This is a genomic window from Pseudomonas sp. DW-iso17 (genome assembly GCF_058725345.1).
In genome coordinates this window covers 170,044-196,513 of record NZ_JBZXEA010000001.1, presented here as the reverse complement: position 1 = coordinate 196,513, position 26,470 = coordinate 170,044, and the positions used below count along the sequence as shown (strand labels likewise).

The 26,470-nt window shown below is 63.2% G+C and carries 24 protein-coding genes; 12 read left to right on the top strand and 12 right to left on the bottom strand.

All coding sequences use genetic code 11. The features are described from left to right. Positions 1-94 precede the first annotated feature (94 nt). The 5 genes from AC4PS6_RS01005 (at position 95) to AC4PS6_RS00985 (ending at position 7,786) form a co-directional block, all read left to right on the top strand. Positions 95-1,375, top strand: coding sequence for an efflux RND transporter periplasmic adaptor subunit (locus AC4PS6_RS01005; RefSeq protein ID WP_234493403.1), 1,281 nt, complete (start codon positions 95-97; stop codon positions 1,373-1,375). Further along, complete coding sequence (locus AC4PS6_RS01000) at positions 1,372-4,548, top strand: efflux RND transporter permease subunit (protein WP_023110693.1); 3,177 nt, start codon at positions 1,372-1,374, stop codon at positions 4,546-4,548. Before AC4PS6_RS01005 ends, AC4PS6_RS01000 begins: the two co-directional genes overlap by 4 nt. Positions 4,549-4,568: 20 nt before the next feature. Beyond that, the gene (locus AC4PS6_RS00995) at positions 4,569-6,074 is read left to right on the top strand and encodes an efflux transporter outer membrane subunit (RefSeq protein WP_003821143.1); all 1,506 of its coding nucleotides are present in this window, start codon (positions 4,569-4,571) and stop codon (positions 6,072-6,074) included. A 49-nt stretch (positions 6,075-6,123) separates the two neighbouring features. Beyond that, complete coding sequence (locus AC4PS6_RS00990) at positions 6,124-6,510, top strand: MerR family transcriptional regulator (protein ID WP_023110694.1); 387 nt, start codon at positions 6,124-6,126, stop codon at positions 6,508-6,510. Between the two features lie 79 nt (positions 6,511-6,589). Continuing rightward, positions 6,590-7,786, top strand: a complete 1,197-nt coding sequence (locus AC4PS6_RS00985; RefSeq protein ID WP_126311851.1) for an MFS transporter — start codon at positions 6,590-6,592, stop codon at positions 7,784-7,786. Positions 7,787-7,831: 45 nt separating this feature from the next. Here the strand turns inward: AC4PS6_RS00985 and AC4PS6_RS00980 are convergent, their stop codons facing one another. Continuing rightward, positions 7,832-8,335, bottom strand: coding sequence for a ClbS/DfsB family four-helix bundle protein (locus tag AC4PS6_RS00980; RefSeq protein WP_017515674.1), 504 nt, complete (start codon positions 8,333-8,335; stop codon positions 7,832-7,834). A gap of 245 nt (positions 8,336-8,580) precedes the next feature. After that, complete coding sequence (locus tag AC4PS6_RS00975; protein ID WP_038318172.1) at positions 8,581-9,123, bottom strand: nuclear transport factor 2 family protein; 543 nt, start codon at positions 9,121-9,123, stop codon at positions 8,581-8,583. A gap of 1,211 nt (positions 9,124-10,334) precedes the next feature. On the opposite strand from AC4PS6_RS00975, the gene AC4PS6_RS00970 reads away from it, so the two are divergent. Then, entirely contained in the window at positions 10,335-11,102 is a 768-nt protein-coding gene (locus AC4PS6_RS00970) for a FadR/GntR family transcriptional regulator (RefSeq protein ID WP_233270702.1), read from the top strand. 262 nt (positions 11,103-11,364) lie between these two features. Here the strand turns inward: AC4PS6_RS00970 and AC4PS6_RS00965 are convergent, their stop codons facing one another. Then, entirely contained in the window at positions 11,365-13,572 is a 2,208-nt protein-coding gene (locus AC4PS6_RS00965) for a TonB-dependent siderophore receptor (protein ID WP_047219614.1), read from the bottom strand. 12 nt (positions 13,573-13,584) lie between these two features. Next, complete coding sequence (locus tag AC4PS6_RS00960; RefSeq protein WP_039016599.1) at positions 13,585-14,001, bottom strand: hypothetical protein; 417 nt, start codon at positions 13,999-14,001, stop codon at positions 13,585-13,587. Positions 14,002-14,183: 182 nt separating this feature from the next. Between AC4PS6_RS00960 and copM the strand changes: the two genes are divergently transcribed. From copM to kdsA, 3 genes are all read left to right on the top strand, one after another. Then, complete coding sequence (gene copM / locus AC4PS6_RS00955; RefSeq protein ID WP_017512740.1) at positions 14,184-14,882, top strand: CopM family metallochaperone; 699 nt, start codon at positions 14,184-14,186, stop codon at positions 14,880-14,882. 10 nt (positions 14,883-14,892) lie between these two features. Next, positions 14,893-15,150: a glutaredoxin family protein gene (locus AC4PS6_RS00950; protein ID WP_017512741.1), complete on the top strand. Its 258-nt coding sequence runs from the start codon at positions 14,893-14,895 to the stop codon at positions 15,148-15,150. A 170-nt stretch (positions 15,151-15,320) separates the two neighbouring features. After that, entirely contained in the window at positions 15,321-16,193 is an 873-nt protein-coding gene (gene kdsA, locus AC4PS6_RS00945; protein WP_017512742.1) for a 3-deoxy-8-phosphooctulonate synthase, read from the top strand. Between the two features lie 50 nt (positions 16,194-16,243). Here the strand turns inward: kdsA and mobH are convergent, their stop codons facing one another. Then, on the bottom strand, positions 16,244-18,115 hold the full coding sequence (gene mobH / locus AC4PS6_RS00940) for a MobH family relaxase (RefSeq protein WP_047219615.1): 1,872 nt from the start codon (positions 18,113-18,115) through the stop codon (positions 16,244-16,246). A gap of 315 nt (positions 18,116-18,430) precedes the next feature. Between mobH and AC4PS6_RS00935 the strand changes: the two genes are divergently transcribed. The 3 genes from AC4PS6_RS00935 to AC4PS6_RS00925 all read left to right on the top strand — a co-directional run bounded on the left by AC4PS6_RS00935 (position 18,431) and on the right by AC4PS6_RS00925 (position 20,135). Next, positions 18,431-19,057, top strand: coding sequence for a hypothetical protein (locus AC4PS6_RS00935; RefSeq protein ID WP_047219624.1), 627 nt, complete (start codon positions 18,431-18,433; stop codon positions 19,055-19,057). A 12-nt stretch (positions 19,058-19,069) separates the two neighbouring features. After that, positions 19,070-19,702, top strand: a complete 633-nt coding sequence (locus tag AC4PS6_RS00930; RefSeq protein ID WP_483057211.1) for an RES family NAD+ phosphorylase — start codon at positions 19,070-19,072, stop codon at positions 19,700-19,702. Between the two features lie 73 nt (positions 19,703-19,775). After that, positions 19,776-20,135, top strand: a complete 360-nt coding sequence (locus AC4PS6_RS00925; protein ID WP_003149770.1) for a DUF3742 family protein — start codon at positions 19,776-19,778, stop codon at positions 20,133-20,135. A 15-nt stretch (positions 20,136-20,150) separates the two neighbouring features. Here the strand turns inward: AC4PS6_RS00925 and AC4PS6_RS00920 are convergent, their stop codons facing one another. The 7 genes from AC4PS6_RS00920 to AC4PS6_RS00890 all read right to left on the bottom strand — a co-directional run bounded on the left by AC4PS6_RS00920 (position 20,151) and on the right by AC4PS6_RS00890 (position 26,463). Next, positions 20,151-21,698, bottom strand: coding sequence for a conjugal transfer protein TraG N-terminal domain-containing protein (locus AC4PS6_RS00920; RefSeq protein WP_004350620.1), 1,548 nt, complete (start codon positions 21,696-21,698; stop codon positions 20,151-20,153). Between the two features lie 15 nt (positions 21,699-21,713). Next, positions 21,714-22,070 (bottom strand): hypothetical protein, encoded by a 357-nt coding sequence (locus AC4PS6_RS00915; RefSeq protein WP_003149767.1) that lies wholly within the window; start codon positions 22,068-22,070, stop codon positions 21,714-21,716. After that, positions 22,067-23,461, bottom strand: coding sequence for an integrating conjugative element protein (locus tag AC4PS6_RS00910; protein ID WP_003149765.1), 1,395 nt, complete (start codon positions 23,459-23,461; stop codon positions 22,067-22,069). The genes AC4PS6_RS00915 and AC4PS6_RS00910 overlap by 4 nt, the downstream gene beginning before the upstream one ends. Before the next feature lie 9 nt (positions 23,462-23,470). Further along, positions 23,471-24,421 carry a TIGR03756 family integrating conjugative element protein gene (locus tag AC4PS6_RS00905; protein ID WP_004350617.1) on the bottom strand — a complete coding sequence of 317 codons (951 nt, stop codon included), beginning with the start codon at positions 24,419-24,421 and terminating at the stop codon, positions 23,471-23,473. Beyond that, the gene (locus AC4PS6_RS00900; protein WP_004350615.1) at positions 24,418-24,864 is read right to left on the bottom strand and encodes a TIGR03757 family integrating conjugative element protein; all 447 of its coding nucleotides are present in this window, start codon (positions 24,862-24,864) and stop codon (positions 24,418-24,420) included. The genes AC4PS6_RS00905 and AC4PS6_RS00900 overlap by 4 nt, the downstream gene beginning before the upstream one ends. Before the next feature lie 164 nt (positions 24,865-25,028). Continuing rightward, positions 25,029-25,523 (bottom strand): RadC family protein, encoded by a 495-nt coding sequence (gene radC / locus AC4PS6_RS00895; protein ID WP_003149760.1) that lies wholly within the window; start codon positions 25,521-25,523, stop codon positions 25,029-25,031. A gap of 175 nt (positions 25,524-25,698) precedes the next feature. Beyond that, complete coding sequence (locus AC4PS6_RS00890; protein ID WP_003149757.1) at positions 25,699-26,463, bottom strand: DsbA family protein; 765 nt, start codon at positions 26,461-26,463, stop codon at positions 25,699-25,701. Between the last annotated feature and the right edge of the window lie 7 nt (positions 26,464-26,470).

Here is a 26,470-nt window from a genome sequence, read left to right as displayed (position 1 = left end):
CCACACAAATGTCTGCAGAGCGCTTCGGAAGGGCCGGAGTCCTGCATCCAAGAAAGGGTCACTTCCATGCGTAAAAAAAATCAGAATCATTGTGGTGGCAGGCGTCATCGCAGCCGTCGGGGGGATAGCGATCGCTGCCCGCGACGCCAAGGACGAGGGCAAGGCCGCGGCGCCCCCGGCGGGCGCGCCGATGGCGCCGCAGGTGCCCGTGGCCGAGGTCATTACCCGCACGGTCGCGCCATCGGCCGAGTACACCGGCTTCCTGGCCGCGCCCAAGACCGTCGAGCTGCGCTCGCGGGTCGGCGGCGCCGTCGATGCGGTGAGCGTTCCCGAAGGTAGCCTCGTGCGCAAGGGCCAACTGCTGTTCCAGATCGACCCGAGGCCGTTCCAGGTTGCGCTCGACACGGCCGTGGCGCAACTGCGTCAGGCCGAGGTGCTGGCCAGCCAGGCCCAGGCCGACTTTGACCGCGCCGAGCGCCTGGTGGCGACCGGCGCCGTCGCGCGCAAGACCTATGACGATGCCGCCTCCGCACGCAACGCGCGCCAGGCTCAGGTGCAGGCGGCTAAGGCCGCCGTTGCTGCGGCTCAGCTGGACCTGTCCTACGCCCGCGTCACTGCGCCCATCGCCGGGCGCGTCGACCGCGTGCTCGTGACCGAGGGCAACTTGGTCAGCGGTGGCGGCGCCGGCGCGGCCACGCTGCTGACCACGATCGTATCCATCGACCCGTTGCACGTGTACTTCGACATTGATGAGGCCACCTATCTCAACGTCGTCAGCCGCTCGCGGCCCGCTGCGGGCGCCGGTAGCAAGGCTTCGCTGCCCGTGCAGGTCGGGCTGACCACGGACAAGGGTTTCCCGCACAGGGGCGCGCTCGACTTCGTGGGCAACACCATTGACCGAAGCACCGGCACGATCCGCGCGCGCGCCGTTGTGCCCAACCCGGATGGGCGCATGGCACCCGGCATGTTCGCCCGGGCCAAGCTGTCCACCGGCGCGGCGCGCGAGGCCGTCCTGATCGACGATCAGGCCGTGGGCACCGACCAAGGGCGCAACTACGTGCTGGTCGTGGGCGAGAACAACCAGGCCCAGTACCGGCCCATCGAACTGGGGCCGGTGGTGGACGGGCTGCGCGTCATCAACGGCGGCCTGCAGGCCGGTGAGAAGATCATCATCAAGGGCCTCGTGCGCCCCGGCATGGCGGTCACGCCGCGCATGGTGCCCATGCAGGCGCCCGCGGCACCGGCCGCCGGCGCGACCGGCGCGACCAAGGCTGCGGCAAACGCTCCGGCTCCCGCTGCGGCGCCTGCCAAGGCCGGTGGCGCGGACCCCGCCAAGGCTGACGGCGCGGCCGGCTCGGCGGAGGCCCGCAAATGAATTTCCCCCGCTTCTTCATCAACCGGCCGATCTTCGCCATCGTCCTGTCGGTGCTGATGCTGATCGCGGGCGCGATCAGCTATTTCCAGCTCCCCCTGAGCGAGTACCCCCAGGTCACGCCGCCGACGGTGCAGGTCACCGCCAGCTATCCCGGCGCCAACCCGCAGGTGATCGCCGACACCGTGGCATCGCCGCTGGAGCAGGCGGTCAACGGCGTGGAAGGCATGATGTACATGCAGTCCCAGATGTCCACGGACGGGCGGATGGTGCTGACCATCTCGTTCGAGCAGCACATCGACCCCGACGTCGCGCAGATCCAGGTGCAGAACCGCGTCTCACGCGCGCTGCCCCGGTTGCCGTCCGAGGTCCAGCGCATCGGCGTGGTCACCGACAAGACCGCGCCCGATATTCTCATGGTGGTGCATATGCTCTCGCCGGGGGACCGCTACGACCCGCTGTACGTGTCCAACTACGCGATGCTCAACGTGCGCGACGAACTGGCGCGCCTGCCGGGCATCGCCAACGTGATCATCGGCGGTGAAGGCGAGTACGCAATGCGCGTCTGGCTCGACCCCGAGAAGGTCGCATCGCGGGGCATGACCGCCAGCGATGTGGTCGCCGCCATCCGCGAGCAGAACGTGCAGGTCGCAGCCGGCTCGATCGGCCAGCAGCCGAATGCGTCGGCCGCCTTCCAGGTCAGCGTCAATGCGCTGGGGCGCCTGACCACCGAAGAGCAGTTCGGCGACATCGTGATCAAGGCCGGCGCCAACGGCCAGGTGACCCGCCTGCGCGACGTCGCACGCCTGGAACTGGGCTCGGACAACTACACCATGCGCGGCCAGCTCGACGGCGAGAACGCGGTCGGCCTGCAAATCCTGATGACGCCCGGCTCCAATGCCCTGGACACGTCCAGCGCGGTGCGCGCGACGATGGAGCGGCTGCAGGCCAAGTTCCCCGAAGGCATCGAGTACAAGATCGCCTACGACCCCACAGTCTTCGTGCGCGCCTCGCTCCAGTCCGTCGCCGTCACGCTGCTGGAGGCCATCCTCCTGGTGGTGATCGTGGTGGTGCTGTTCCTGCAATCTTGGCGCGCGTCGATCATTCCACTGATCGCCGTGCCGGTCTCGCTGGTCGGCACGTTCGCGGTGATGCACATGTTCGGCTTCTCGCTGAACACGCTGTCGCTGTTTGGCCTCGTGCTCTCCATCGGCATCGTGGTGGATGACGCCATCGTGGTGGTGGAGAACGTGGAGCGCCACATGGCGCTGGGCGAATCGCCCAAGGATGCGGCGCGCAAGGCGATGGATGAAGTGACTGGCCCGATCCTGGCCATCACCTCGGTGCTGGCAGCGGTCTTCATCCCCTCGGCGTTCCTGTCGGGGCTGCAGGGCGAGTTCTATCGCCAGTTCGCGCTGACCATCGCGTTCTCGACCATCCTGTCGGCGATCAACTCGCTTACGCTGTCGCCAGCGCTGGCCGCCATCCTGCTCAAGCCGCACCACGGCGCGGCCAAGCCCGATCGTCTCACGCGCATCATCGACGGCGTGTTCGGCGGCTTCTTCCGCCGCTTCAACCGCTTCTTCGATCGTGCCTCGAATTCCTACGTCGGGGGCGTGCGCCGCGCGGTGCGCGGCAGCGCCATCGTGCTGCTGCTCTACGTCGGCTTCCTGGGCCTGACCTGGCTGGGCTTCCACAAGGTGCCTGCGGGCTTCGTGCCGGCCCAGGACAAGTACTACCTCGTGGGCATCGCCCAGCTTCCGACCGGCGCCTCGCTGGATCGCACCGAGGCGGTCGTCAAGGAGATGACCAAGATCGCACTGGCTGAGCCGGGCGTCGAGAGCGTGGTGGCCTTCCCGGGCCTGTCGGTCAATGGACCGGTGAACCAGCCGAACACCGCGCTGATGTTCGCCATGCTCAAGCCCTTCGATGAGCGCAAGGACCCGTCGCTGTCGGCCTTCGCCATCCAGGGCAAGCTCATGGGCAAGTTCAGCCAGATCCCGGACGGCTTCGTTGGCATCTTCCCGCCGCCGCCGGTGCCGGGCCTGGGTTCGATGGGCGGCTTCAAGCTGCAGATCGAGGACCGGGCGGGCCTGGGTCCCGAGGCGCTTGCGCAGGCACAGGGCCAGATCATGGGCAAGGCCATGCAGGCGCCCGAGCTGGCGAACATGCTCGCCAGCTTCCAGACCAATGCGCCGCAGTTGCAGGTGGACATCGACCGGGTGAAGGCCAAGTCGCAGGGCGTATCGCTGACCGAGGTGTTCGACACCCTGCAGGTCAACCTTGGCTCGCTCTACGTCAACGACTTCAACCGCTTCGGTCGCACCTACCGGGTCATGGCCCAGGCCGATGCGCAGTTCCGCATGCAGGCTGAGGACATAGGCATGCTCAAGGTGCGCAATGCAGCGGGCGACATGATCCCGCTGAGCGCGATCGCGACCATCGAGCGCAGTTCCGGCCCCGACCGGGTGATGCATTACAACGGCTTTCCCTCGGCCGACATCAGCGGCGGGCCAGCGCCGGGCTACTCGTCCGGCCAGGCCACCGCCGCGATTGAGAAGATCGTGAGCGAATCGCTGCCGGACGGTATGACCTACGAATGGACGGACCTGACTTTCCAGGAAAAACGGGTTGGCAACACGGCGATCTACATCTTCGCGCTGGCGGTGCTGCTCGCCTTCCTGTTCCTGGCGGCCCAGTACAACAGTTGGTCGCTGCCGTTCGCTGTGCTGCTGATTGCACCCATGGCGCTGCTCTCGGCGATCGCCGGCGTCTGGCTCTCTGGGGGCGACAACAACATCTTCACGCAGATCGGTTTCGTGGTGCTGGTCGGCCTGGCTGCCAAGAACGCGATCCTGATCGTGGAGTTCGCCCGCGCGAAGGAAAGCGAAGGGGCCGATCCGCTGGCAGCCGTGCTCGAAGCCGCGCGCTTGCGGCTGCGCCCGATCTTGATGACGTCGTTCGCCTTCATCGCTGGCGTGGTGCCGCTGGTGCTGGCCAGCGGTGCGGGCGCCGAGATGCGCCACGCCATGGGCATCGCGGTGTTCGCCGGCATGCTGGGCGTGACGGTATTCGGCCTGGTGCTGACGCCGGTGTTCTACGTTGTGGTGCGCAAGCTGGCGCTGCGCCGCGAAGCGCGCCATGCCCGTGGCGGCATGACCGACCAGCACGCATGACGGCCAGGAGGACATACGACATGAAAACATCTTTCGCATTCACACGACCCGCCAGGACGCTGGCGCCGCTCGCCCTCGCGGCGGCGCTGGCTGGCTGCTCCATGGCACCGAAGTATGACCGGCCCGCAGCGCCGATCGACACGGCCTATCCCTCGGGCGCGGCCTATGTGGAACTGGCGGCCGCGACGCCCGACGACGCGATCACGGCCGAGATCGGTTGGCGGGACTTCTTCCGCGACCCGCTGCTGCAGCAGTTGATCGGCATTTCGCTGGAGAACAACCGCGACATGCACAAAGCCGCGCTCAACGTGGAGGCGGCTCAGGCGCTGTACCGTATCCAGCGTGCCGAGATGCTGCCGAACCTGGGCGTTTCCGCCCGCGGCGCGTCAGAGCGCGTACCGGCCGACCTCAGTACCACGGGGCAAAGCGACGTGCTCCGGCGCTACGACGTGGCCGGGGTGACGGCCGCCTGGGAGCTGGACCTGTGGGGCCGCATCCGCAGCCTCAACGACCGGGCGCTGGCGTCCTACCTGGCCCTCGACGAGACCCGCATCGCCACGCAGATGAGCCTGGTGTCCGAGGTGGCCAGCGCCTACCTCACGCTGCGCGCCGACCAGGAACTGCTGCGCCTGACGAGCGACACCCTCGCCACACAGAAGCGCTCCTATGACCTGACCACCCAACTGGTGGAAGCGGGAAATTCCACGCAGCTCGACCTGCGCCGCGCGGAGATCGCGCTGCGCACCGCCGAGGCCAACCGCGCCGCCTACACGCGGCAGGCGGCCAAGGACCGCAACGCGCTGGTGCTGCTGCTGGGCCAGCCGCTGACGCCGGAGCTGTCCCGGCAGCTTGACGAGGCCGTGGCGCTGCCGGACGACATCGTGCCGACCGACCTGCCGAGCGGCCTGCCGTCCGAACTGCTCGCGCGTCGGCCGGACATCCGCGCCGCCGAGCAGATGCTGATCGGCGCCAACGCCAACATCGGCGCGGCGCGGGCCGCGTTCTTCCCGACGATTAGCCTCACGGGCTCGGCGGGCACGGCCAGCGCTTCGCTGGACGGCCTGTTCGATTCGGGCTCGCGGGCCTGGAGCTTCCTGCCGCAGATCACGCTGCCCATCTTCCGCGGCGGCGCGTTGCGAGCCAATCTGGACGTGGCACAGGTACAAAAGAGGATCGAAATCGCCAACTACGAGAAGTCTATCCAGGCGGCCTTTGCTGAGGTGGCTGACGGCTTGGCGGGCAAGCGCACGCTTGATGAGCAGATCCGCTCGGAGCAGCTCCTGGTAGCGGCTAGCCAGAAAGCCTACCAACTAGCCGAGCAACGCTTCCAGGAAGGCGTGGACGACAACCTCACCTTGCTCGATGCGCAACGCACACAGTACGGTGCGCAGCAGACCCTGGTGCGCACGCGCCTGACGCGGCTGAACAACCTCATCCACCTCTACAAGGCGCTGGGTGGCGGCTGGACTGAGCACACGGTGCAATCGGGCGCCACCGGGCAACCATCCGCCCGGTCGCCGGGATAAGGGCTATGCGCAACGGCGGCGTTCCCCATCGTTGCGCACGGAGAACCGGATGAGGATCGGTGAACTTGCGCGCTTGACGGGCACCCCCCCGGAGAACATTCGGTTCTACGAGCGGGAGGGCCTGTTGCAAGCCCCGGAGCGGTCACGCAACAACTATCGGCGCTATGGCCCGGCCCATGTCGAACGGCTTCACCTGATTCGCAACTACCGTGCCTCGGGAATCGGCCTGGATGACGTGCGCCGCCTACTGGGTTGGGCACATGAGGGGGTCCTGGAACCTGAGCTGCTAAGGCAGGCTGTCCAAGGCCATCTCGCCTGTGTTGAGGAACGCATGGAGCAACTGATCCAGGTGAAAGAGCACCTGCTCGCATTGGCCCTGCACGGTGCTGCTTCCGCCGGGGCTTCCGAGGATGGACCGGCTCGCGATGGTTCGTGAGCATCGCATGTCCATATAACTGAATATATATTCATGCGTGTAATATTTCCGGCCAGACAAACGAATAAGAAAGACGCCCATGACCGACCAGAGCATCACGCGCCGAAACATCGGCGTTCTCACCGCCGCGCAGGCGCTCGGCGGCGCCAGCGCGCCCATCGTGATGTCGCTGGGTGGGCTGGTCGGCCAGCAGCTTGCCAAGAATTCGGCCTGGATCACCTTGCCCGTGAGTCTGTTCGGCCTGGGTCTTGCCATCGGCACCTTGCCTGCCGCCTTCATCATGCGGCGCCATGGCCGCCGCAACGGATACGTGGTGGGGGTCGGCTTCGGCGTGGCCTCGGGCCTGATCGCCGCGTTGGGCATCATGCTGGCCTCGTTCTGGATCTTCTGCGCCGGCACCTTCCTGGCGGGCTTCTACGGCGCGTATGTGCAGAGCTACCGCTTCGCAGCCGCCGACACCGCCGAGGACGCGCTTAAGGCCAAGGCCATTTCCTGGGTCATGGTGGGCGGTCTCGCGGGCGCCATCATCGGGCCGCAGTTGGTGATCTTCACGCGCGATGCGGTAGCGGGCACGCCCTACGTTGGCAGCTTCCTCAGCCAGGCGCTGCTGCCGCTGATCGCCTTGCCGATCCTGCTGATGCTGCGCACGCCGAGCCAGACCCAGGCCGAAGCAGTCGCCGATAGCGGTCGGACGGTGCTGCAGCTCTTGGCGATGCCGCGCTATCTGCTGGCCGTGGCTGCGGGCGTGGTGTCCTATGGGGTGATGGCGTTCGTGATGACGGCCGCGCCGGTGGCGATGGTCAACCACGGGCATTCGGTGGACAACGCCGCCCTAGGAATACAGTGGCACCTGCTGGCGATGTTCGGGCCGAGCTTTTTCACAGGACGACTGATGGTGCGCTACGGCAAGGAGCGCGTGACCGCCGTCGGCATGGTGCTGCTCGCCGCCTCCGGGGTGGTGGCCCTGGGCGGGCTCGGCCTGTCCCACTTCTGGGGCTCGCTGGCGCTGCTGGGCATCGGCTGGAATTTGAGTTTCATCGGCGCCACGGCGATGGTCACCGACTGCCACACCCCGGCCGAGCGGGGCAAGGCGCAGGGCATGAACGACTTCTTCGTCTTCGCCGCCACGGCGGCCGTGTCGTTCCTCGCGGGGTCGATCCTGCACAGCTCGGGCTGGCAAGCGGTCAACTGGATGATCTTCCCGGCTTTGGCGCTGATCCTGGTGCCGCTGCTGTGGCAGGCAGCGCGAAAGCCGCTGCGATCAGATCCAAGATGATCGAGCCGATGCGGGAGGCGTACCGTCTAGCGGGCGCCCCAGTCGTTACATCACCTGCTTCCACTGCCGCATCTTCGACAGTGCGTCGTCGTAGGCCGTAGCGGTGAAGAACTGAATCCTGCGTCCGAGGGTTTGCATCGGGCTCGTCGTGGGATCGAAAAGCCTAACGTCCGAATGGTGCGCCACGATGTCGAGCACCCGGTTCTGGCCCTCTGCAAGCATGGTTTCCAGCTCGCAAAGGTCCCTGTTTGCGAAACGGCGTTGGAACATCCCTGAAAGACCTTCGGCGCGCTTAATCATTGTGTCCGCTGAGAAGAACGAAGCCGAAGGTCCAGGTGTCTGATCGTGTGCGAGCTGCAGAATCATCGTATTCCAGAGGATCACGTCCACCAGAATCATTGCAGCGCTGGTGTGATGGCGCTGTTCTTGCCAGATCATGGCGATGCGCCTGTAGTGGTCCGCGGGGACCGTGGCGGTTACCTCCTCCAGCTTTCGGTGGCTGGTGCGAACCTTATCTAGGAGTTCTTGTTTTGTAGTCGGTAGCTTCATTCGGAATCCTTAATCCATTGAGAATGCGTGTGTTTGTTGGTCGGAATGCGCTTCCCTATTCGAGTGTTGAGATGACGCATGCGTAACACTGAGTATTCCGACGTGGCTAGTTGCGCTCCCTGCGACGAATAAGCCACTGATGGCACTATGGGGCATGCCATCGTTGTAACGTCAAGCGGGTGATGCGCGACTGCTCGGCGAGGTCAGCTGTTCATGGACCGCCGAATGCAAGGGTCCGACTTGCGCTACGGCTGAAGCTGCTTCTGCATGGTGTTGTGGTTGTAGTAATCGCTGGCGTAGACAATTTTTCCGTTCAAAACGCGAAAAAAACTCGCACCGAAATAACTGATATTCGTGCTGGAGGGTGACGTCTCGCCACTGTTTCTCTTGGTGGCGGTGAATTCCCATTCAATCGCTACGCCATCGTCGGATGAAATCGGTTGCGAGCGGAGTTTCATTTTTCGATCAGGCAAAATTTGCTTCAGAAACTGCGAGACTTCGGTGATGGATTCCGGCCCGGTGCGGGATGCTTCATTACTAGTATTGAAATAGACGACGTTGGAGTCGAGAACTTTTTTCATATCATTGGTTTTCCCGCTATTCCAAGCTTCAAGGTATTGTCGAACCACTTTCACATTCTCTGGCTCTTGTGCTTCCTGCGAGGTGGCGCTATAGGCGAACGGGGCCAGGATAAGAAACATGGCTCCCAACGCCTGCACTGAGCGATGGCGCAGGCCCTTTGAAGATTGAAATGAATGGGATGCCCAAGTGTGCTGCATGTGTTTCATAGTCGAGATTTTCTAAAGTCTGTTGAAATGAAGCCTGATTCAAAAAAATCGGTAGGTAATTTCTCTGCCATTAAGCTAATAAGGTTATGTTGTGATTGACTCCGAGTTGCTGTAACGGGACAGCGGATTTCTATATGTACTTCGGTGAGGAATATCGGTTAATAGCGTTGCTGAGATGGTGTATCCCCGTGTTGGTAATTGGCTCGAGACTCAGGCAAGCCAATCGTTAGGAGTTGTTGAGCAATAAGAATGATTGCTACTATTGTTATTTAAACATACTAACATCCTATGTTTAAAGAAGGAGGTGACAGCCTAGGAAGGGGGGGGGCATGGCGAGATCGCCACACGTGTAGCGCTGCGTGTGGGGACGGCCTTAACAGCTGAGGCGCTCGAACGTTTGCGGTCCCGGACGCTGTATGAAAACCCGTTCTCAACTTGAAGGTCCGTCCGGTAAAGTTTGCGGACGTATTGAACGCAGAGGTCAACATGCCCAGATTCATCGAGGGTCAAGACAGGCAGCAGGTCATGCTGCTGCCGGAGTGTCTGGGCGACTCATGGACGAGTTGGGGTTGCGGCCTTGGAGTTCAGCGGCATACAGCCCCCCTCTAACGCCCCTCTGCACTGTTGAAGCTCTACCATGCGGTTAGGGATTGTTCGCCGTGCGCGTCCAACTGCACAACCGTTTAAGTGCAGCGCCGGATGCCAAAACCCTGCAGAGATTCCGTCGAGGGTAGCTGGGCTTGAGAAAGGTTGGATCCGCCCGTATTCACCTTGAGCCTGGGGCGTAGTGAAATGCCGGCACGGCGCAGTTCTACACCACACTCCAGAAACACGCCGGCCAAGGAGGTGTTAGATCCTGCATCGGGCGACAAGTAATTGCTCCGAAGGTGAAGGACTTCCCCCTGCGTGGACAAGACAAATCTCGTCGAACGAGTCAACGATAAAGCCTGAACCAGTGTTGTAAACCCTGGGTACAAGTGCGATGCTGGCAAGCAAGTCGTCAAAGTACTTAAAGGCGACAACGCCCTCTTGCGGGACGGCCAGGCGCTCCAAGTCGTGATGGAACTTCGGCGCATCGCGAGCTGGTTCATTTATCCCTCTGATGACCATGATCAGCCTCCGTTCGACCAGGCTATAGTGCTGATAAAAAGGCCGCGTGGCTCGTGGCCAAATAATTGACGCGACCGCCGAACCAATAGGTGCGTCACCAGATGCGTATGCGCTATCATTGGGTGAATCCATGTTGGATGATCCTATCTTTAGAGTATTCCCCAATCGCGATGACTGATGGCACCACACTTCCGCACGCGCCGAGGCGCTCCCTGGTCGACACGACGATTGAGCTGATCCGCCGTCAGATCGAGAATGGCGTCTGGCCAGTGGGTGAGAAGATTCCGAAAGAGCAGGAACTGGCTGACATGTTGAATGTAGCTCGCAACACCGTGCGGGAAGCTATTCGCGTGCTGTCGCATGGGCAGGTGCTTGAAGTTCGGCAAGGAGATGGCACCTATGTGCGCACCAATGTCGATCCTGTCGAGGTCATGCGTCGTATTGGCCGTTCGAGCCTGCGCGAGCACCTTGCGCTACGCAGCATGCTCGAAACCGAAGCCGCGCGACTGGCCGCTATCAACCGCTCCAAGGCGGACTTGGCGATGTTGCGCCGTCTCCTGAAGGCGCGCGGGGAACAAAGCGATCATGAATCGTGCGCCTTGTTCGTGGACGCCGACACGGCCTTTCACTGTGCCATTGCGCGGGTATGCGGCAATAATGCGCTGTCTGAGTTGTACCGCTACTTTTCGAACTCCGTTCGAATGAACACTCTGGCCGTGCTGGAGGATGAAGACTTGCCTGAGCCTGGCCTGGATGCCCATGAGGCGATCGTCGATGCGATCGAATGCCAAGACCCAGACGGAGCCGCAGAGGCTGTGCGTAATGTCGTAGCGCCGCTGGTCACCGCGCTGAATCATCGTTCGGCGTAAGCCGAACTGCCCCCGTTTCACCCCAATACGGAGCCTTGCCGATCCTTCGCCGCCGACACGCCGGGTGCTCAGGTTAGTCGTGCCTTTAAGCAGCTCCGTTCTGAGCGATCCAGAAGACCACATCCAGCTTGTTGTGGGGCGGGAAGCACCATCACGAGACTCCTATCGGGCGATTGGATTCACCGCAGCTTGCACATTTCTCGCTCCATCGTCAGGCTATCTTGTTGCCTGAAGCGATTGAAGCGAGTGATAGATCGTGCAGTCAGAGCTTGTAGTTCAGCGTCAGCACAATGTTGCGGGGTGCGCCATAGACGACTTGGTTGTAGAACCCGCTCATAAGCGTGTAGCGCCGATCGGTTAGGTTGTTGACGGTCAGCATCAGGTCTATGTTGCGTGTTGCCCGATACTTGGCCATCAGGGAGGCTAGTGCGTAAGATTTCTGTTCCACATTGACGCTGGCACCTTGTGGGTTTGTTGCGCTCTGGTAAGTGCCGCTTTGCCAGGTCACCCCCCCGCCAACGGTCAACTTAGACCAATCGCCGGGAAGCCGATAGGTGGTGAATAGACGCGCAGTTGTGCGCGGAAGGTACGCACTTAGCCGCTCGCCCGTAGCGTCGGTGGAATTGAAGTGGGCAACGCCCCCATAGATGTTCCAGTCATCGGCCAGTTCCCCCTGGAGGTCGAATTCGACACCTCTCGACTTTGTCCCATTCACTGTGTGATACGCCCACGTACCATTTGGTAGCGCGTAGTTTTCCGCCTGCGCCAAGTTATCGAGCCGCGTTTCAAACAAGGCGATCGAAGCATTCAGGCGCCCGTCTAAATATTCACCCTTCAACCCGACTTCGGTGTTTTTTCCATTGGTTGGCGGGAGCACCTGGTTGTTGACATTCCGGTAAGACGACTGCGGATTGAAAATTTCCGTGTAACTCGCATAGGCTGAGTAAGTGTCGTTGATGTCGTACACGACACCTGCATATGGGGTGAACTTGGCAGTCTTTTTGTAATGCGTAGGTGTGCTACCGTCGAATTCGTCGAGTTTATAGTTGTTGAATCGCCCGCCTAGAATAGCTTTCATGGAATCCGTTAGGGAAAGGCGCACGGCGCCATAGATGCCGCTTTGTTCGATAGTGGTATGCGTGCTGGTGAAACCGTTCGCTGCGAAATTCGGTTCAGGATACTGGCCGTCATAGCCGAAAATACTCGGCATAGGCATTGAAGGATAAACAAATCCACTGTTGTATTCATCCTCCGTTCGACGAGACGCCAGAACCCCTAGGACCAGCTCATGCTTGCGGCCAAGTAATTCGAATGGACCACTGACCATTGCATCGAAGCTGTTCTGCCTGGACGGAGTTGAATCAGAGATCGCCAGCGGGATCATCCCCAAGCCGGTGTTTCGGTCTGGGTAACCGAGCGGCGAGAGGAGTCGAGCATTGGACTTCGAGCGCTGATTGGTAATGGTCGCGTTCAATTTCCAGCCATTTTCGAATCCGTGTTCGATACCAATGAACGCGTTTTCTAACCGGTTGTCCCAGCGGGTCCAATCAGGCGCCATGGATTTCGAGCGCGACCAATTTGTGTTTGATCCATCGCTAAACCAAAGCGGCACGCCGCCCCAGGTGACGCCTTTGGGCTTGATGTCCTGATAGTCATAGCCCATGCTCAGCACGGTATCGGGAGTGAGATCGACCTCGACTAAACCAAAGAAGGCGTTCTTCTTCTGCTGGTATCGATCTTGATATGAATGCCGATCTTGAGTGACGCCCACGATTCTGGCGCGAACACGGCCATCCTCGGTCATCGGGGTGGAGACATCTAGCATGCTGCGATAGTTGTCCCATGATCCTGCGCTCACCGAGGCATTTGCTTGGAACTCGCGCGTCGGCCTCTTTCTCACCAGGTTGATCGATGCAGACGGGTTGCCTGCGCCCGTGAGCAAGCCCGTGGCGCCGCGCACGATTTCGATGCGGTCATAGAAGGCCGTGTCTAGAAAGCTTGCGCCATTAACGAAGCCGGTGGGGATTCCGTCGTATTGGAAGCTATCAATAGAAAAGCCCCTTGCATGGAAAGTCACTTGCTCGCTGCCCAAGGTGCGAGAGCCGACGCCTGTTGACTGTGCTAAGGCATCCTGAATTGTGTTGAGCTGCTGATCCTCCATGTGCTGCCGGGTTATGACAGTTACAGCTTGGGGCGTGTCCCGGATGGCAAGTGGCAGTCGCGTGGCGGCAGAGGTGCGTGGTGTGGTGTAGGAGTTTGAACCTTCGGTGGTCTCCGAGGAGGTTTCCCCGGTGACCGTTACCGCTGGGAGCGTTACAGCCTCAGGCACCTCGCCCTTTCCCGGGTCACCCAGCCCTTGTGCATCTGCCCCTGGCGCGGCCAGCACCAGCGCGAGACTGAACGGGCCGATGACCTTGCGACCCACGTAATTCGTGCTTGTAGCACGCGATTTATGTTCTGATTTTTTCATGGCGCGGGCCGCTCATACCGAATCGTTCATGCGACCACCGGCGAGAACGTGCCGGCCCAGAGCCTCTGCCTCGTCACGGCTGGCGCGCGCGGCTTGCGGCGTGCCAAAGGCCTTTACGAGCATCGGCAGCATTTCCTCCAACTGCGCTCGCTTGGTCGGTTCGGGTTCTACATGTATGAGCGCCAGCAAGATGCCGTCCAGCATCTCCTTGTGGCTTTTCAGCCAAGCACCGCGCATGACGCGATCGTCGTGTGCCTCATCCGGCCCGCCTGCGACGTAGATGAGGATAAAGGGCTTGCCGCGAGCGAGGAACTCATCCATCTCCGCGCACCAGGGGGCGCCGTAGCCTTCGTAGATGCTGGAGCCTTCGAGTCGGACTATAGGGAAGTCGCTGGCGTCGTGAACTTTTGGCTGTTGCTGTTGCGACATGGTCTATTCCTTTCAGTTTATTTACATCCTAACATCCTACCTTTGTTGAGAATTACTTGCAACTGAAATGGGCATGGGCACACCGCCGTGCAGCGCCAAGTGACAGGCGAAATGAGGGCTTGACCTTCCAACAATGGGAGGCCCTACAGTGAACCCATCAACCTCATTCAAGGAGTTTTTTCATGAAGGTCAACAAGTTCAGCCTCTTGTTCATTGCGGGCGCCGTCGTGGTCGCCGCCGGCCTGGTGGCCGTCCAGAAGAAGGTGGACCCGTCGGGTGAAGCGACGCATGCCAGCGCCAGCGCAGGTCACCAGGGGCACGCGATGCCCTCCAGCGCTTCGGCCAATGACAGCCCCTCCACGACCGCGTATCGCGCCGTGAACGACCAGATGCACGCCGGGATGGGGGCGCAGTTTTCTGGCAACCCCGACGTCGATTTCATGCGCGGCATGATCCCGCACCACCAGGGTGCGATCGACATGGCCAAGGTGGCGCTGCAGTACGGCAAGGACCCGGAGGTTCGCAAGCTCGCCCAGGACGTCATCACCGCGCAGGAAGGCGAGATCGCCATGATGAACAAGTGGCTGGGCGACAACGGCCAGCAGGCGACGACCGGCAGCTCGGGCGATGCCTCGACGGCCGCCTATCGTGCCGGCAACGACCGCATGCATGCGGACATGATGATCGACTTCAGCGGCGACGCAGATGTGGATTTCATGCGCGGCATGATCCCACACCACCAGGGCGCGATCGACATGGCCAAGGTGGAGCTTCAGTACGGCAAAGATTCAGAGGTCCGCAAGCTGGCCCAGGAAGTCATAACCGCCCAGGAAGGCGAGATCGCCATGATGAAGAGCTGGCTTGCCGCTCGGGGCAAGTGAAGGTGTGACTATGCCTCAGGCCAACACCCCACACATCCTCATCTACAGCACTCCGACGTGCCCTGACTGCCGGGCGCTGAAGGCGTGGCTGTCCCAGCAGGGCATCGCGTTTGAAGAGCGCGACCTGACCGACCCGAAGATTTCCGCGGAGGCTAAGTCACGAACCGGCGTGCGCGTGGCCCCGATCACGATCGTCGGCGACGACGTGTTCTATGGCACCTTCGTGAGCCAGAAGCCGAGGCTGATGAAGGCACTCGGTCTTCAGTGAACCGCTGGAGGAAGACCGTGGTCACAGGCGGAGTCGCCGGTGCGGACCCCGGACTCTGTAAGCGCTGTTGCGGACGCGTCTGTATGCAAAGTCCAAGACCGTGGGGCATTCTTCGCCGACGACGCTCGGAGCTTTCACCTGCGGTCGTTGACATCACGAGAGGAAGTTTTATGCGATCGATATCATCAGCCACCTCCCTGCACGTCGCCATTTCCGAGGGGATCACAGTCGCTAACGACCTGCCGTTCGTGCTATTCGGCGGCATCAACGTCATCGAGGATCTCGATACGACCCTGGCTGCGGCTGAGCACTTCGCGGAGGTGACGCGCAAGCTGGGAATACCCTTCGTTTTCAAGGCGTCGTTCGACAAGGCCAATCGCTCGTCGATCCATTCTTTCCGAGGCGTCGGCCTGGACGAAGGGCTGCGGGTCCTCGATGCGGTCAAGTCGCGGTTCGGATGCCCAGTCTTGACCGACGTGCATGAGGTTGAGCAGGCCGTGCAGGTCGCTGCCGTTGCCGACGTACTGCAAGTTCCGGCTTTCCTGGCCCGGCAGACCGATCTGGTGGTCGCCATTGCCCGCACCGGTCGGGTAGTGAATGTCAAGAAGCCGCAGTTCCTCAGCCCGGGCCAGGTCAGACATGTCGTCCACAAACTGCACGAGGCTGGCAACCCGCGCGTCCTGCTGTGCGAGCGTGGCACGCAGTTCGGCTACGACAATCTCGTCGTGGACATGTTGGGCTTCCGCGAAATGAGCGTTGCCAGCAGTGGCCTGCCACTGGTGTTCGACGTAACCCATAGCCTGCAGCGGCGAGAAGCGGATGCGTTGGCTTCGGGTGGGCGTCGCCAACAGTTGCCCGAACTCGCGCGGGCCGGCATGGCGGTCGGCATTGGCGGTTTGTTCCTCGAAGCACACGCCGACCCGGCGCATGCACGTTGTGACGGACCCAGCGCTCTGCCACTGGACACGCTCGAACCGCTGCTGCGGCAGGTCAAGGCGGTGGACCAACTCGTCAAGTCGTTCGAGCCTCTTCGGATCGACTGAAGCCTGCCACCCGTTCAAACAGAACGTGTGGCACTTCCCCTCTTAGTCGGCTATTTGAGCGACAGATAAGGATTGTTCGGTGGAACGGCATCGAATATGTGCGATGGGTCTTCGAGCAAATAGCCATGCACCTGGCGCGTTTTGCGCGGTCCCATGACCTCGCACGTCCTGATGTTCAGACCCGATGGCTGTTTCCTGTGGAGTCCGAGTTTTTCAAAGCGCTTCTGCACCCACTGCCAGTCCTGCAGGGCCGCGTCCTTCGCAAGCGGCCCAATGGTTGGATGCTCTTGTGCGTAGCGCTGGAAAACACCAGGGCTGATCAGGTAAACCGTGTCGGACACGGTATGTACCAGGGCCTTGGCGTCATTGATGATGAGCTTGCGGGTCTGGACGGCCTGTTTCAGCCAGGCCATGAAATGCTCGCCCGATGGCCGCCCGGTAAATGAGGCGGAATCGTGCGCGGCAGGCGCGGCGGTCGGCGCCGAAGGACCAGGGGCCGATGCGGGATGGTCGAGCGGCGCCGCTGCATCGTCGGCACCCTCTGGCGGGGCTTCGACGGACTGCTCCGGCTCAGGCGTTGCCTCGAACATCGCCAGCATGCTTTCCAGCGGGTCGGCCGGATTGCGCTGCGGGCTGGGAGGTATGGCGCGACTCCCGCCCGACTGATCTGGATGGCTGCTTGCTGCAGGCTCCTTCTCTGTTGCCGCCGCTGTTCCGGGTCGCAGTGCAGCGTCGTGCGCGGACGGGCGCGGCCCGTCCTCGGCCTCGCCGGCGTTGTCCACGGTCACGGTTCCCGCAAATGGGCTGGGTCGCTCCGAGGGCTCCCAGATCAGCGCCGGGGCCAGGCGCAGGAGCGTGAAGGCATGGGACCAGCCACTCTCACTGGTAATAGTTGCGCGCCAGATGGCCTTGCCGGAGGCGGTGGGCTGCAACATGGCATGATCCTGTAGCACGTTGAACACGGCCGTGTTGTTCGCGGGGATGCCATCGACCCCCTGGGACAGCAGGTGCGCGCGCAGCTTGTCCGAGACTGTCTTGCTCACCAGCCACAGCGCGTCCTCGGTGAGCCAGCCATCGGAGGCTTCGGGCTGGTTCAGTTTCAGCTCTTCCTTGAGCAGGTAGCGCAGCCCGTTGACCAGCTTGCGTTGGAGCGAGTGCTTGGGCGCGGCCATGGCACGCGCGGGATCGCCGCCCAATTCCTGAGCGACGGAGGCGCGGTCAGCCTGCACGACCAGCTCGCCCAGTACCCCGGCGTGCTCGTACTGCCCGGCCAGAACGTAGAGTAGCGGCGCCCACAGGGAAGGATAGCCACTGAGCCAGTCCAGCAGATCGCGGTCGAGCAGTTGCCGGTAGAGCAAGCCTGTCGCGGCGCTATGGAGCCGGTACTCGCGGTCGTCGCGGTAGCGGAAGCGGTACGGTTGGCGCAGCGGGCCGTGCCATGGGTGCCAGGTGCTCCCGTCGGCCAGCTCGACGTGCAGATCGACGGCAACCTTGCCGATGTCATGAAGCAGTGCGGCATAGGCGACGGCCGCAGTCCAGGCTTCGGCCTGCGCCGCTTGGTCTTCGGGGCTGGCCCCGATGGGCAGCAAATGGGACTGCCGCAGCTTCAGGCTGTAGGCGACGATTTCGAGGCCGTGATCGAGCATACCGCCCGGGTAGGCGTGGTGGTGCGCTTCGGAGGCCGGGAAGACCTGGACCAGCTCGGCGTATCGCTCCAGTGGCGCGCGGTACAGGGTGGCGAACTGCCGGCGCGAGAGCGAGGTGCGCTGCCAGATGTGTTCCAGCAGCTTCTGCCGGCGCGGGGTGGCCAGCAGCGATGCGGCCGACTCCGGCCGCATCAACCCTTTCGGGAGGTCGATGGCGGGGGCTGGAGACGTCGCGGCAGCGACCGGAGGCCGTTTCCGCTGGAACAGGGAGAGCATGTCGATGTCCTGATAGCGGGCCGGGCGGGAGGCCTTTTTGCCTTTTCGGGATAGGGCCTTTCCCCTTGCATCCCATTCCCTTGCCGTTTCGACCCTTTGGCCTTTCACCGTTTCGGTATAGCTGGGCCTGAGTTGCGGCTCCAGCGTCAATGCGGAACCCGCACGAATGGATTGGACGGCGAATTGGCGCTGGCCCCGGCCTATGCTGCCGGGACGCTACACCGCCAGGTGGGCTCCCACTCAGGCGATCAAGTTGACAAAGGCGACAAAGGCGACTAGAGTGAGTCTTGTCTCAAACCTACCTGGGAGTTGACCATGCCCACTGCGATCGAATTCATTGCCGACCGGCTGCCGCGCGTCACGGTGGAGGATGTGCGACGCTTCGCCGATACCGTCGAAATCCGGGATGCCCCGGCTTTCGCGGCCGAGTTGCAGGCGTTCATCCACGAGCGCGTGGAGGCTGTGACGCTGCCCGCTAACCTGGAAGGTGAAACGGTGGCGCAGGCCTTGCAGCGCAAGGCGGCCGCGTTGCGCTCCGACACGCGCTGGGCACCGACTGAAACCGACGTCCAGAGAGGCCGCGCCGTGCTGCTGGAAGCCTTCAATCAGCCGGACAACCTGCCGCCTGCCGAGTTCGCCAAGCTGGCGGACAAGTCGCGCCAGCAAATCTACAAGGACATCCTCGCCCGTCGGCTACTGGCGCTGAACGTGGGGCCGCGCGGCCAGAAGCTGCCCGACTGGCAGCTCGACCCGGTGAAGCAGCAGTTGACCCAAACCGTGCTCCAGGAGGTCGAGGGCATCGACCACTGGACGATCTACAGCGCGCTGTCCGAGCCGCTCGAAGGCTTGGGCGGTCGCTCGCCGGTGGATGCGGTGACGCATGGCACGATCGATGACGTGGCCGAGGCCGTGTTCAACGTGCTGGGCGTCCAGGTGCATTGAAGCGAGATCGCCATGAGCCACGAGCTGCCTTCGTTCCTGATCGATGACGGTGAACTGCTCCAGCATGTGAGCCGCGTCGTCTATCGGGGCAGCCCGCTGTACTATGGCCGCAGCAGCACGAATCGCTACGATGACCCGGCGGGGGCCTACGGCGTGCTCTACCTGGGGCGCGACCTGCCCACGGCGCTGATGGAGTCGGTGTTTCACAAGCACCAGTGGCTTGCGGACACGCAACGCTCGATCGCGCTGAAAGAAGTCCAAGCCCGGATGGTGCGCGCAGTAGGCGTGATGGACGACGTGCTTCTGGCCGATATCACGACGCCGGGCGTCATGGCGGGCTACTTCGGCCTGAACCTAGAGCAGTTGGCCAGCCGCGACTACACGCACACGCAGCAGGTGTCCGCCCAGGTGCATGCGATGCTCGCAGATGACGGCCAGGCGCTGTTCGACGGGGTGCTCTATCCGTCGCGCAACAACTATCCCGCCAAGAGCATCGCCCTGTTCGAGCGTGCGGGAGCGAAGGTAGGCGTTGTCGATGACATCGACCTGGTGGACCATGTGGACTGGCCGCACTTCGTTGCCACGTATCGCGTCGACGTGGAGCCTGACCCCGGCCCGGTGGAACCGGATGACGAAGCGTCATGAAGCACTTTGAAGCCCGCAGCAGAATGAAATGGACCAAATTGGAATAGGCATCCCTCAGTAGCAGGAGACGACCATGAGCACCACGACCCGCATCAGCACTGCGGAACGCCTCGGCCGCGCCCTTGGCCGCGGGTGGCGCGCCTATGCGCGCAGCGAACGTCGGGCGTCGAACTGGTTGGTGTCCAAGGGTGTGCCGTTGGCTGCCGCCGCCGCGCTGCTGTGGGCCGGCAAACTGGCTGTCCTGGGGCTGCTGCTCTACGTTGCTTTCTGGCTGGCGTTGCTGCTGGTCGCGCTGGTGTTTGTGGCCCGGGGGCACGATACCGTCGAATGGGAGCCGCCCGAACCAGAGTGGCGGCACGGGCACGCCGGTTTTGGCCTCTATACCCACGATGAGTATCGGATAGATTCACATGATCCATCTGATGAGACCTAGCGAAGAAGCAAGGCACTACTTCCTCTTGCTGGGTGTCGATGCCCACTTCATAGCGCCGCCAAAGGCCATGTCGGCGGCTTTGCCGCCGGCCGCTTTGGCGCCTGCCGTACCAGCAGCAAGCCCTTGCAACATGCCCCCCACGGCGTAGCCCGCCCATCCCAAGGCGGTTACCCAGAACAAGGGCAGCACGATGAACATCGTCGCCATGACGAAATTCAACAGCATGTCTCCGAAGGCATTGTTGAGGCCCATGACCGGATCGAAATTCGTATGCGGCCGGTTCCATCCCCAGCCCCATCCGTAGAGCGCGTCCAGAATGGTGCTGTCGATCCAGCGCGCGAGTTGGAACCAGAAATCCACGAAGAACAGCGCAAACTGCACCACGCTGACCGTCACGAGTGTTTTCAGGTTGTAGGTGCTAACCATGAGCACCACCGGAATGCAGACAACCAGCGCCATCTTCAAGAGCGCCAGCACCATCGGAAGAGCCTGGCGCATTGCATCCATGGAGGGGAAGTAGCCCAGCGAGCCTACCGCCAGTCCTACGTCGGCCGCCGCCCGGGTGATGATGTTTGGGTCGGTCATTTCGATCTGGCCACCGTAGTCCGTATAGACGCTGCCTTGGTTCAGCTTCTGCTGTCGCGGTGACGCGATCGCGCGGATCACCGAATCGTCCACCTCGGCACGGCTCAGGAAGCCAGCCCAGCCCGCCAGGCGATTGAGCAGGCTCGGGTCCACCTGACCCAGCAAGCGTGCCCGCAGTCCATTGCTGCCATCGGCCCACCATTGCCTGCAGGTCGGATAGCCGCCGCCGCTGGCCACCTGCGCAAGCCCTGCGTCGCGCGTGCTGTCATAGGGCCAGTCCTCGCGCGGGGTGCTGGAACGGTATGTGTCGTAGTAGCCGTTCGTGTCCGTGAAGAAGCGTGAGCCGATCCAGGTTACGTCGTGCAGCTGCTGCTCATCGAGTTGAGGCCGCTGCATGAACAATTTCGCCCGCGCAGCCCCATAGCAATCCCGCGAGAAATCCGCTACTTCCTGAGCCAACACTGGGTCGTCAATGCGAGTCGCGTCGATCTCCATGCGCATCTGCCGCAGGTCCGTGCCGCACGGGATCGCTGCCACTGAAGCGCCCGTGACGGCGCGCGAGAGCGCGTGCATGAACGCCCACCACACCGGCACCTTCGCCGACTGGTTGTTGATGGTGCTGAAAGATTGCGACCAGCCGGTATTCGAGGGCTGCGGCACACTGACCTGGCATTGCGCCGAGCGCGAGCTGTCGTACTGGATGGTGTTGAGGTCCACGTCGATGAACGGGATGCCCGCGAACATCACCACCACGATGGCGACGAAGACCCGGTTCTCGATGCGGGCGGCGCTCAGCACGCCTTTATTGCCCTCGTCGGCGCCTTCTGCACGGGCCTTCAACCACTCCTGCACGATGATCGCCACGAAAGGCAGCGCGAAGACGCCGCTGGATACCAGCACGGCCCAGATGCCGTTGTTGACGATCCAGGACACCAGCGTAAGGTAATACTCCAGGTAGTCGGTCGTGAACAGAGTCATGGCCCGAATCTCCTCTCAGCCCTGCATCAACAGGCTGGCTTCCAGCGCCACGATGGCGACGACGCCTGCGATCTCGGTGCGCACCAGGCGGTGCCGCGCCTGGGCGTCGTCCTCACGTACCAGCAGCCGGCGGCGCATCCAGATCCACCCGTACACCGTCGCCCCGTATAGACACAGCCGCCACACGAATAAGTAACCCGCAGCGGCGGCGAGCCACCGCTCCCAGCCGGCAACGCTGCCGACCAGGTAGATGCCGGCGATGTTGGCCGCGACCGCGGCGGCAACGATCAGCACCGTCCACAGCAGCGCCTTCGCCGCGCGCCGGCTGAACAGCCAGCGCAAGGGGCGCCAAGTCATGCGCGCCGCGCTCATGGCCTGGCTCCTGGATTGCCCTTCTGCAACTGGTCGAGGCGGTCGGGTACCGGATCACCCTCGTAGATGCCGCGCGAGCCTGCCGCGCGCGTACCGTGCCGCTGGATGATGGCCATCGGTGAGTTGTTTGCCAGCTCGCGCCGAAGCTCCAGCTCCGTCTTCAGGTTGCGGATCTCCCGGTCGAGCGTGTCGCTCTCGTGGTTCACGGCCTTGACCGCGAGTTCGTTGGCTGCGACGTTGGGCTCCTTCTTGCCCGTGAGCAGCGTGCGCTGGAGCAGCAGCGCTTTTTCCAGCACCGACGACAGCGCCACCTCCGACGCGAGGCGCCGCGCCAGAAGGTCCTGGTCCGGCTCGTCGCGCAGCGCCTCGATCACGCCACGCGTGATTGGCAGCGACGTGCTGCCAGCCTCGCGCAGGTTCTCAAAGGTGGTAGTGCGCGTGCCGGAAACCAGCTCCTGAAGGACCTCCAGCTTCGCCTCGTACTCTTCCTGGATCAGCGGCGTCAGCCCGACGCCGGGCACCGTCTCGGTCTTGGTGCAGGAGTCGCAGGTGCGCTGCACCTGCTCTCCGAGGACCCGCGTGGCCCATTCGGTCGCCTGCTGCGGCGACGTCCAGGTCTGGCAGGACAGGCTCGCACAACTGGCGGACGCGATGGAGGATGTGTCCGTCACGCCACGACCGTTGACCAGGTTGTAGCCCGCGCGGGTGACGTCGCCGACCACCCGGATGGCGGACTGGCCTGCGCCACCAGCATTGCTGCCACCCACCCAGGGCACGCCGTCGTTGCCGCGGCGCGTCTCGGCCTGCTCGACGGCCGACACGGCATCGTTGCTGCCAACCGCGTCACGCAAGGCCATGCCTTCGGCCATCTGGCTCCAGCCAAGCTGGCCACCCGCTGTCTCGGCCATCTTCTCCGCCATGGCGCGGCACGTCAGCTTGGAGCGGTCGAAGTCCAGCCGCGCCTGCAGCACGCCGTTGGTCAGCAGGTTGTACAGGCCCGGATCGGCGCGCTGAATGATCAGCGCCGGCAGGGACGCTACCGCGCTGGTGGCGCTCTGGATTACGTTGCTCATGATCTGCTGAAAGCCGTTCGTGATGCCGTTGAGCTGATTGCGCAGCGTGGTCTGGATGCTCATGTCGCCGCAGATCAGGTTGCTGTTCCACCCCACACCGACCCCGATGGAGCGCATGCCGGCCGCGCGGCCCATGGACACCGCGCTGCCGCCGCCGATCGAGTACATGACGTCATCGCCAATGACGGGGCCGCTGTTCTGGTATCCGACCTGTGCCCACGCCAGGCCGCAGACCAGGGCGAGCGTGCCGGCCAGTGCCGTCGGGCGCAGCAGGCGGCACGCCTTGGTGGACAGGTTCTTCGGTTCAGGACGCTTCATCGTGGCACCTCAGAGGAAATCGACGCTGCCGAGGAACACCTGGCCCCGGCGTTCGCAGCACGCATACGGACGCCACAGCGCCCACGCGTAGTCGCCTTGCTGGGCTTGGGTCAGCGTGCCGCTGTGGGGGAACACCACGCAGGTGTTCGACAGGCGCGGCGTCAGTTCCTGCCACTTGCCGGTCGAGGCATCACCTTCCATCAGCGCGCCGGCCGGCCAGTAGCCATCACGCGCGTTGGCGAGCAGCGGCTGGTACACGTGCAACTGCCCGCGCCGCGTGACGACGTCACCGGCGCGCTGAGCCACGACCGCCCCGGATTTGTGGTCGTCGGTCTGGTGCAGGAAGCCGCCGCGCGGATAGACATTGCCCCAGAGGTTCATCGTGGTGCGCGCACCGACCTCGCGCCGGCCCGGGATCAGCGCCTCCGGGTAGGCCATCTCGGGCACGTTGTAGCGCCAGGCCAGCGTGTCCAAGGTGCTGAGCAGATACGGCATGAAGGCCGTTCCCGCGCCTTGGCAAAAATAGCCCGAGGACGAGGCGAACTGGTTGAACACCTCGCCGCCGGGATGGCCGATGACATCGGCGTTCTTGAATTTGGCGAGGTTGTTTTCGTGGTCTTCGTTGGTGGTGCCGTCGCCGCCTGCCTGGGCCGAGGCGTTCGGCATGCTCATCGCTCGCACTTCGACCCAGGGGTTCTCTCCGGTGTTGCTGTAGCTGGAGACGACCGCATCGGGGACGTAGTGCCGGACCTTGGTGGACGTGCGCACCGAGCAGCCGCCATAGGTGCAATACAGCCAGTAGCAGATGCCCACCACCCGGTACTCCAGGCAGTCCGGCGACATGACGGAGGACACGATGGTGACGGTGTTCAGGGCGTAGCTGCCCGTGGCGCTGACCAGCAGCAGCGAGGCCACGGCGACGCGCAGGCGGCGCAGCAGGTCGAATGGGCGATAGGTCACGGTTGCCTCCTCCGGTGCTGCTCGATGCAGGACACGGCCCGGGCCACGTCAGGCTCGCCATAGACCACATAGCGTTGGTCCACCACGACGGCCGGGATGGTCGTGACACCCAAACTCCATGCGTCGGTGATGCCCTGGTAGGCGGTGCCAATGCGGCGCTGAAGGTCGGTGCCGCCTTGGTTCAGGCGTTGCCGGACGATGGCTGCTGCGCGCTCGGGGTCGGCTGGCAGATCTGCGGAAAGCTCTGCTTCGAGCCCGGATGCCCGGTCCAGCTCGATCAGCCGCTCGCCGCCCATGGTCTTGACCGGGTGGCGGCTGTCGGTGACGACCACCACGTCGGCGGCGAACGCGGCCGGGCTGAATGCCGCGAACGACGCCGGCAGCACGATGGCCAGGCCAAGGGTTCGCCAGCCTGGTGCGAACCGGGTAAAAGCTCCTGGCATGTCTTGCACCCCGGAAGTTGATCAGGGCCATAGTCAAACGCCGAACCCCATGCGGCCCCAACAAACAATGCGCATCGCGGCCACCCCGCATACCTGCTTGTGTCGCCGCGCAGAAAAATGCGGAGGCCGAAGCCTCCGCGCTGATCAACGAAGCAGTACAACCCTTACAGCAGGCCGGACTCCGCAAAGGAGAACGGGGCACCCTGGCCGACGATGATGTGGTCCAGTACCCGCACATCGATGAGCGCCAGCGCGGCCTGCAGTTGCTGGGTCAGCATGCGATCCGCGCTCGACGGCTCGGAAATGCCCGAGGGGTGCTGGTGCGCGAAGACCACCGCGGCCGCATTCAACTGCAGAACACGCTGCACAACGACACGCGGATAGACCGAAGTCGCGTTGATCGTGCCCCTGAACAGCGGCTCGTAGGCCAGTACCTGGTGCATGCTGTCCAGGAACACAGCGACGAATATTTCGTTGGGCTCGGCCACCAGCTTCACGCGCAGGTAGTCGCGCACGGCCGTGGGGTCGAGGAGTTTCGGACCCGCTTTGAAAACCCGCTTCTCCAGCAGCGCAATGGCTTGCTGGATGATCCAGTCCTCGTGCTGGGCAGCGATGGCGGAAAGCGACTCCAGGCAGGAGTCATTGACGACGAAAGACATGGCGAACCTCCAAATGGTGAGATCGGAGGGCGCGCGCCCGGGGAGGGCAAGCCCTCCTGGGGAACGAACAAGGTGCATCCATCACCGCGGTGGCGGTGATCGTTCGCGGCCAGGATGCGAGGCGAACGGGTTGCGGTCAGCGCAGCGGACTGCGCCGTAGCCTTGAAGACCGGGGCTACCTGGGCATGTCGCCGACGACGTCGGCAGGCATTTCCGATGTGGGTATGGCGGCGGGATCGCCGGCCGCGAGCATGTCCATGGCCGACAGCAAGGCATCGCCCTCGATCGGGCCCTGCAGCAGGATCGCCTTGCCGGTTTCGCGATCGTGCAGCCGCAGCGATGGCGTGGCGATCACGCCGCTGTTCGTGGCTTCCGCCGTCTGGGCGCGGATCGGTGCATCGGGCCGCTCGCTCGCCAGACACTGCTCGATCGCTGGAGTGAGGTCGGGGTAGCGCAGCCCTTCAGGCAAGCCCTGGCCGTCGCTCCGCGTGTGGGCATAGACCCATTCGACGGCCTGCCAAAAGGCGGCATGGCTGCCGGCTTCGCCCGCGCATTCCGCCAGGCGCGCTTCGGCGGACGCGGCTGGCTCATGCGCGGCCAACGGCAGGTGGTGCCATTGCAAGGTCACGTCCGCATTGCCGGCCACCCAACGCTTGAGCACTGGAAAATAGGACCGGCAGAACGGGCATTCGAGGTCCGCGTAGAGCGTCAGCGTGAAACGCCCTTCCGGATTGCCCATCTGCCACGGAGGCCCAGCCACCTGCGTGTCGCTGACTGGCGCCGAAGTCTGAGGTGTGGACCCGCCTGGCGAACGTGACACGAGCCAGATCAGCAGCAGCGCAACCAGCACCGCGGCCAATGCCCAGGGCCAGCGGAACTGCCAGCGCCGACGACGGAACGCCTGGACCTGCATCGGAATGGATGGGCGTTTCTGTTCCATGGCGTTC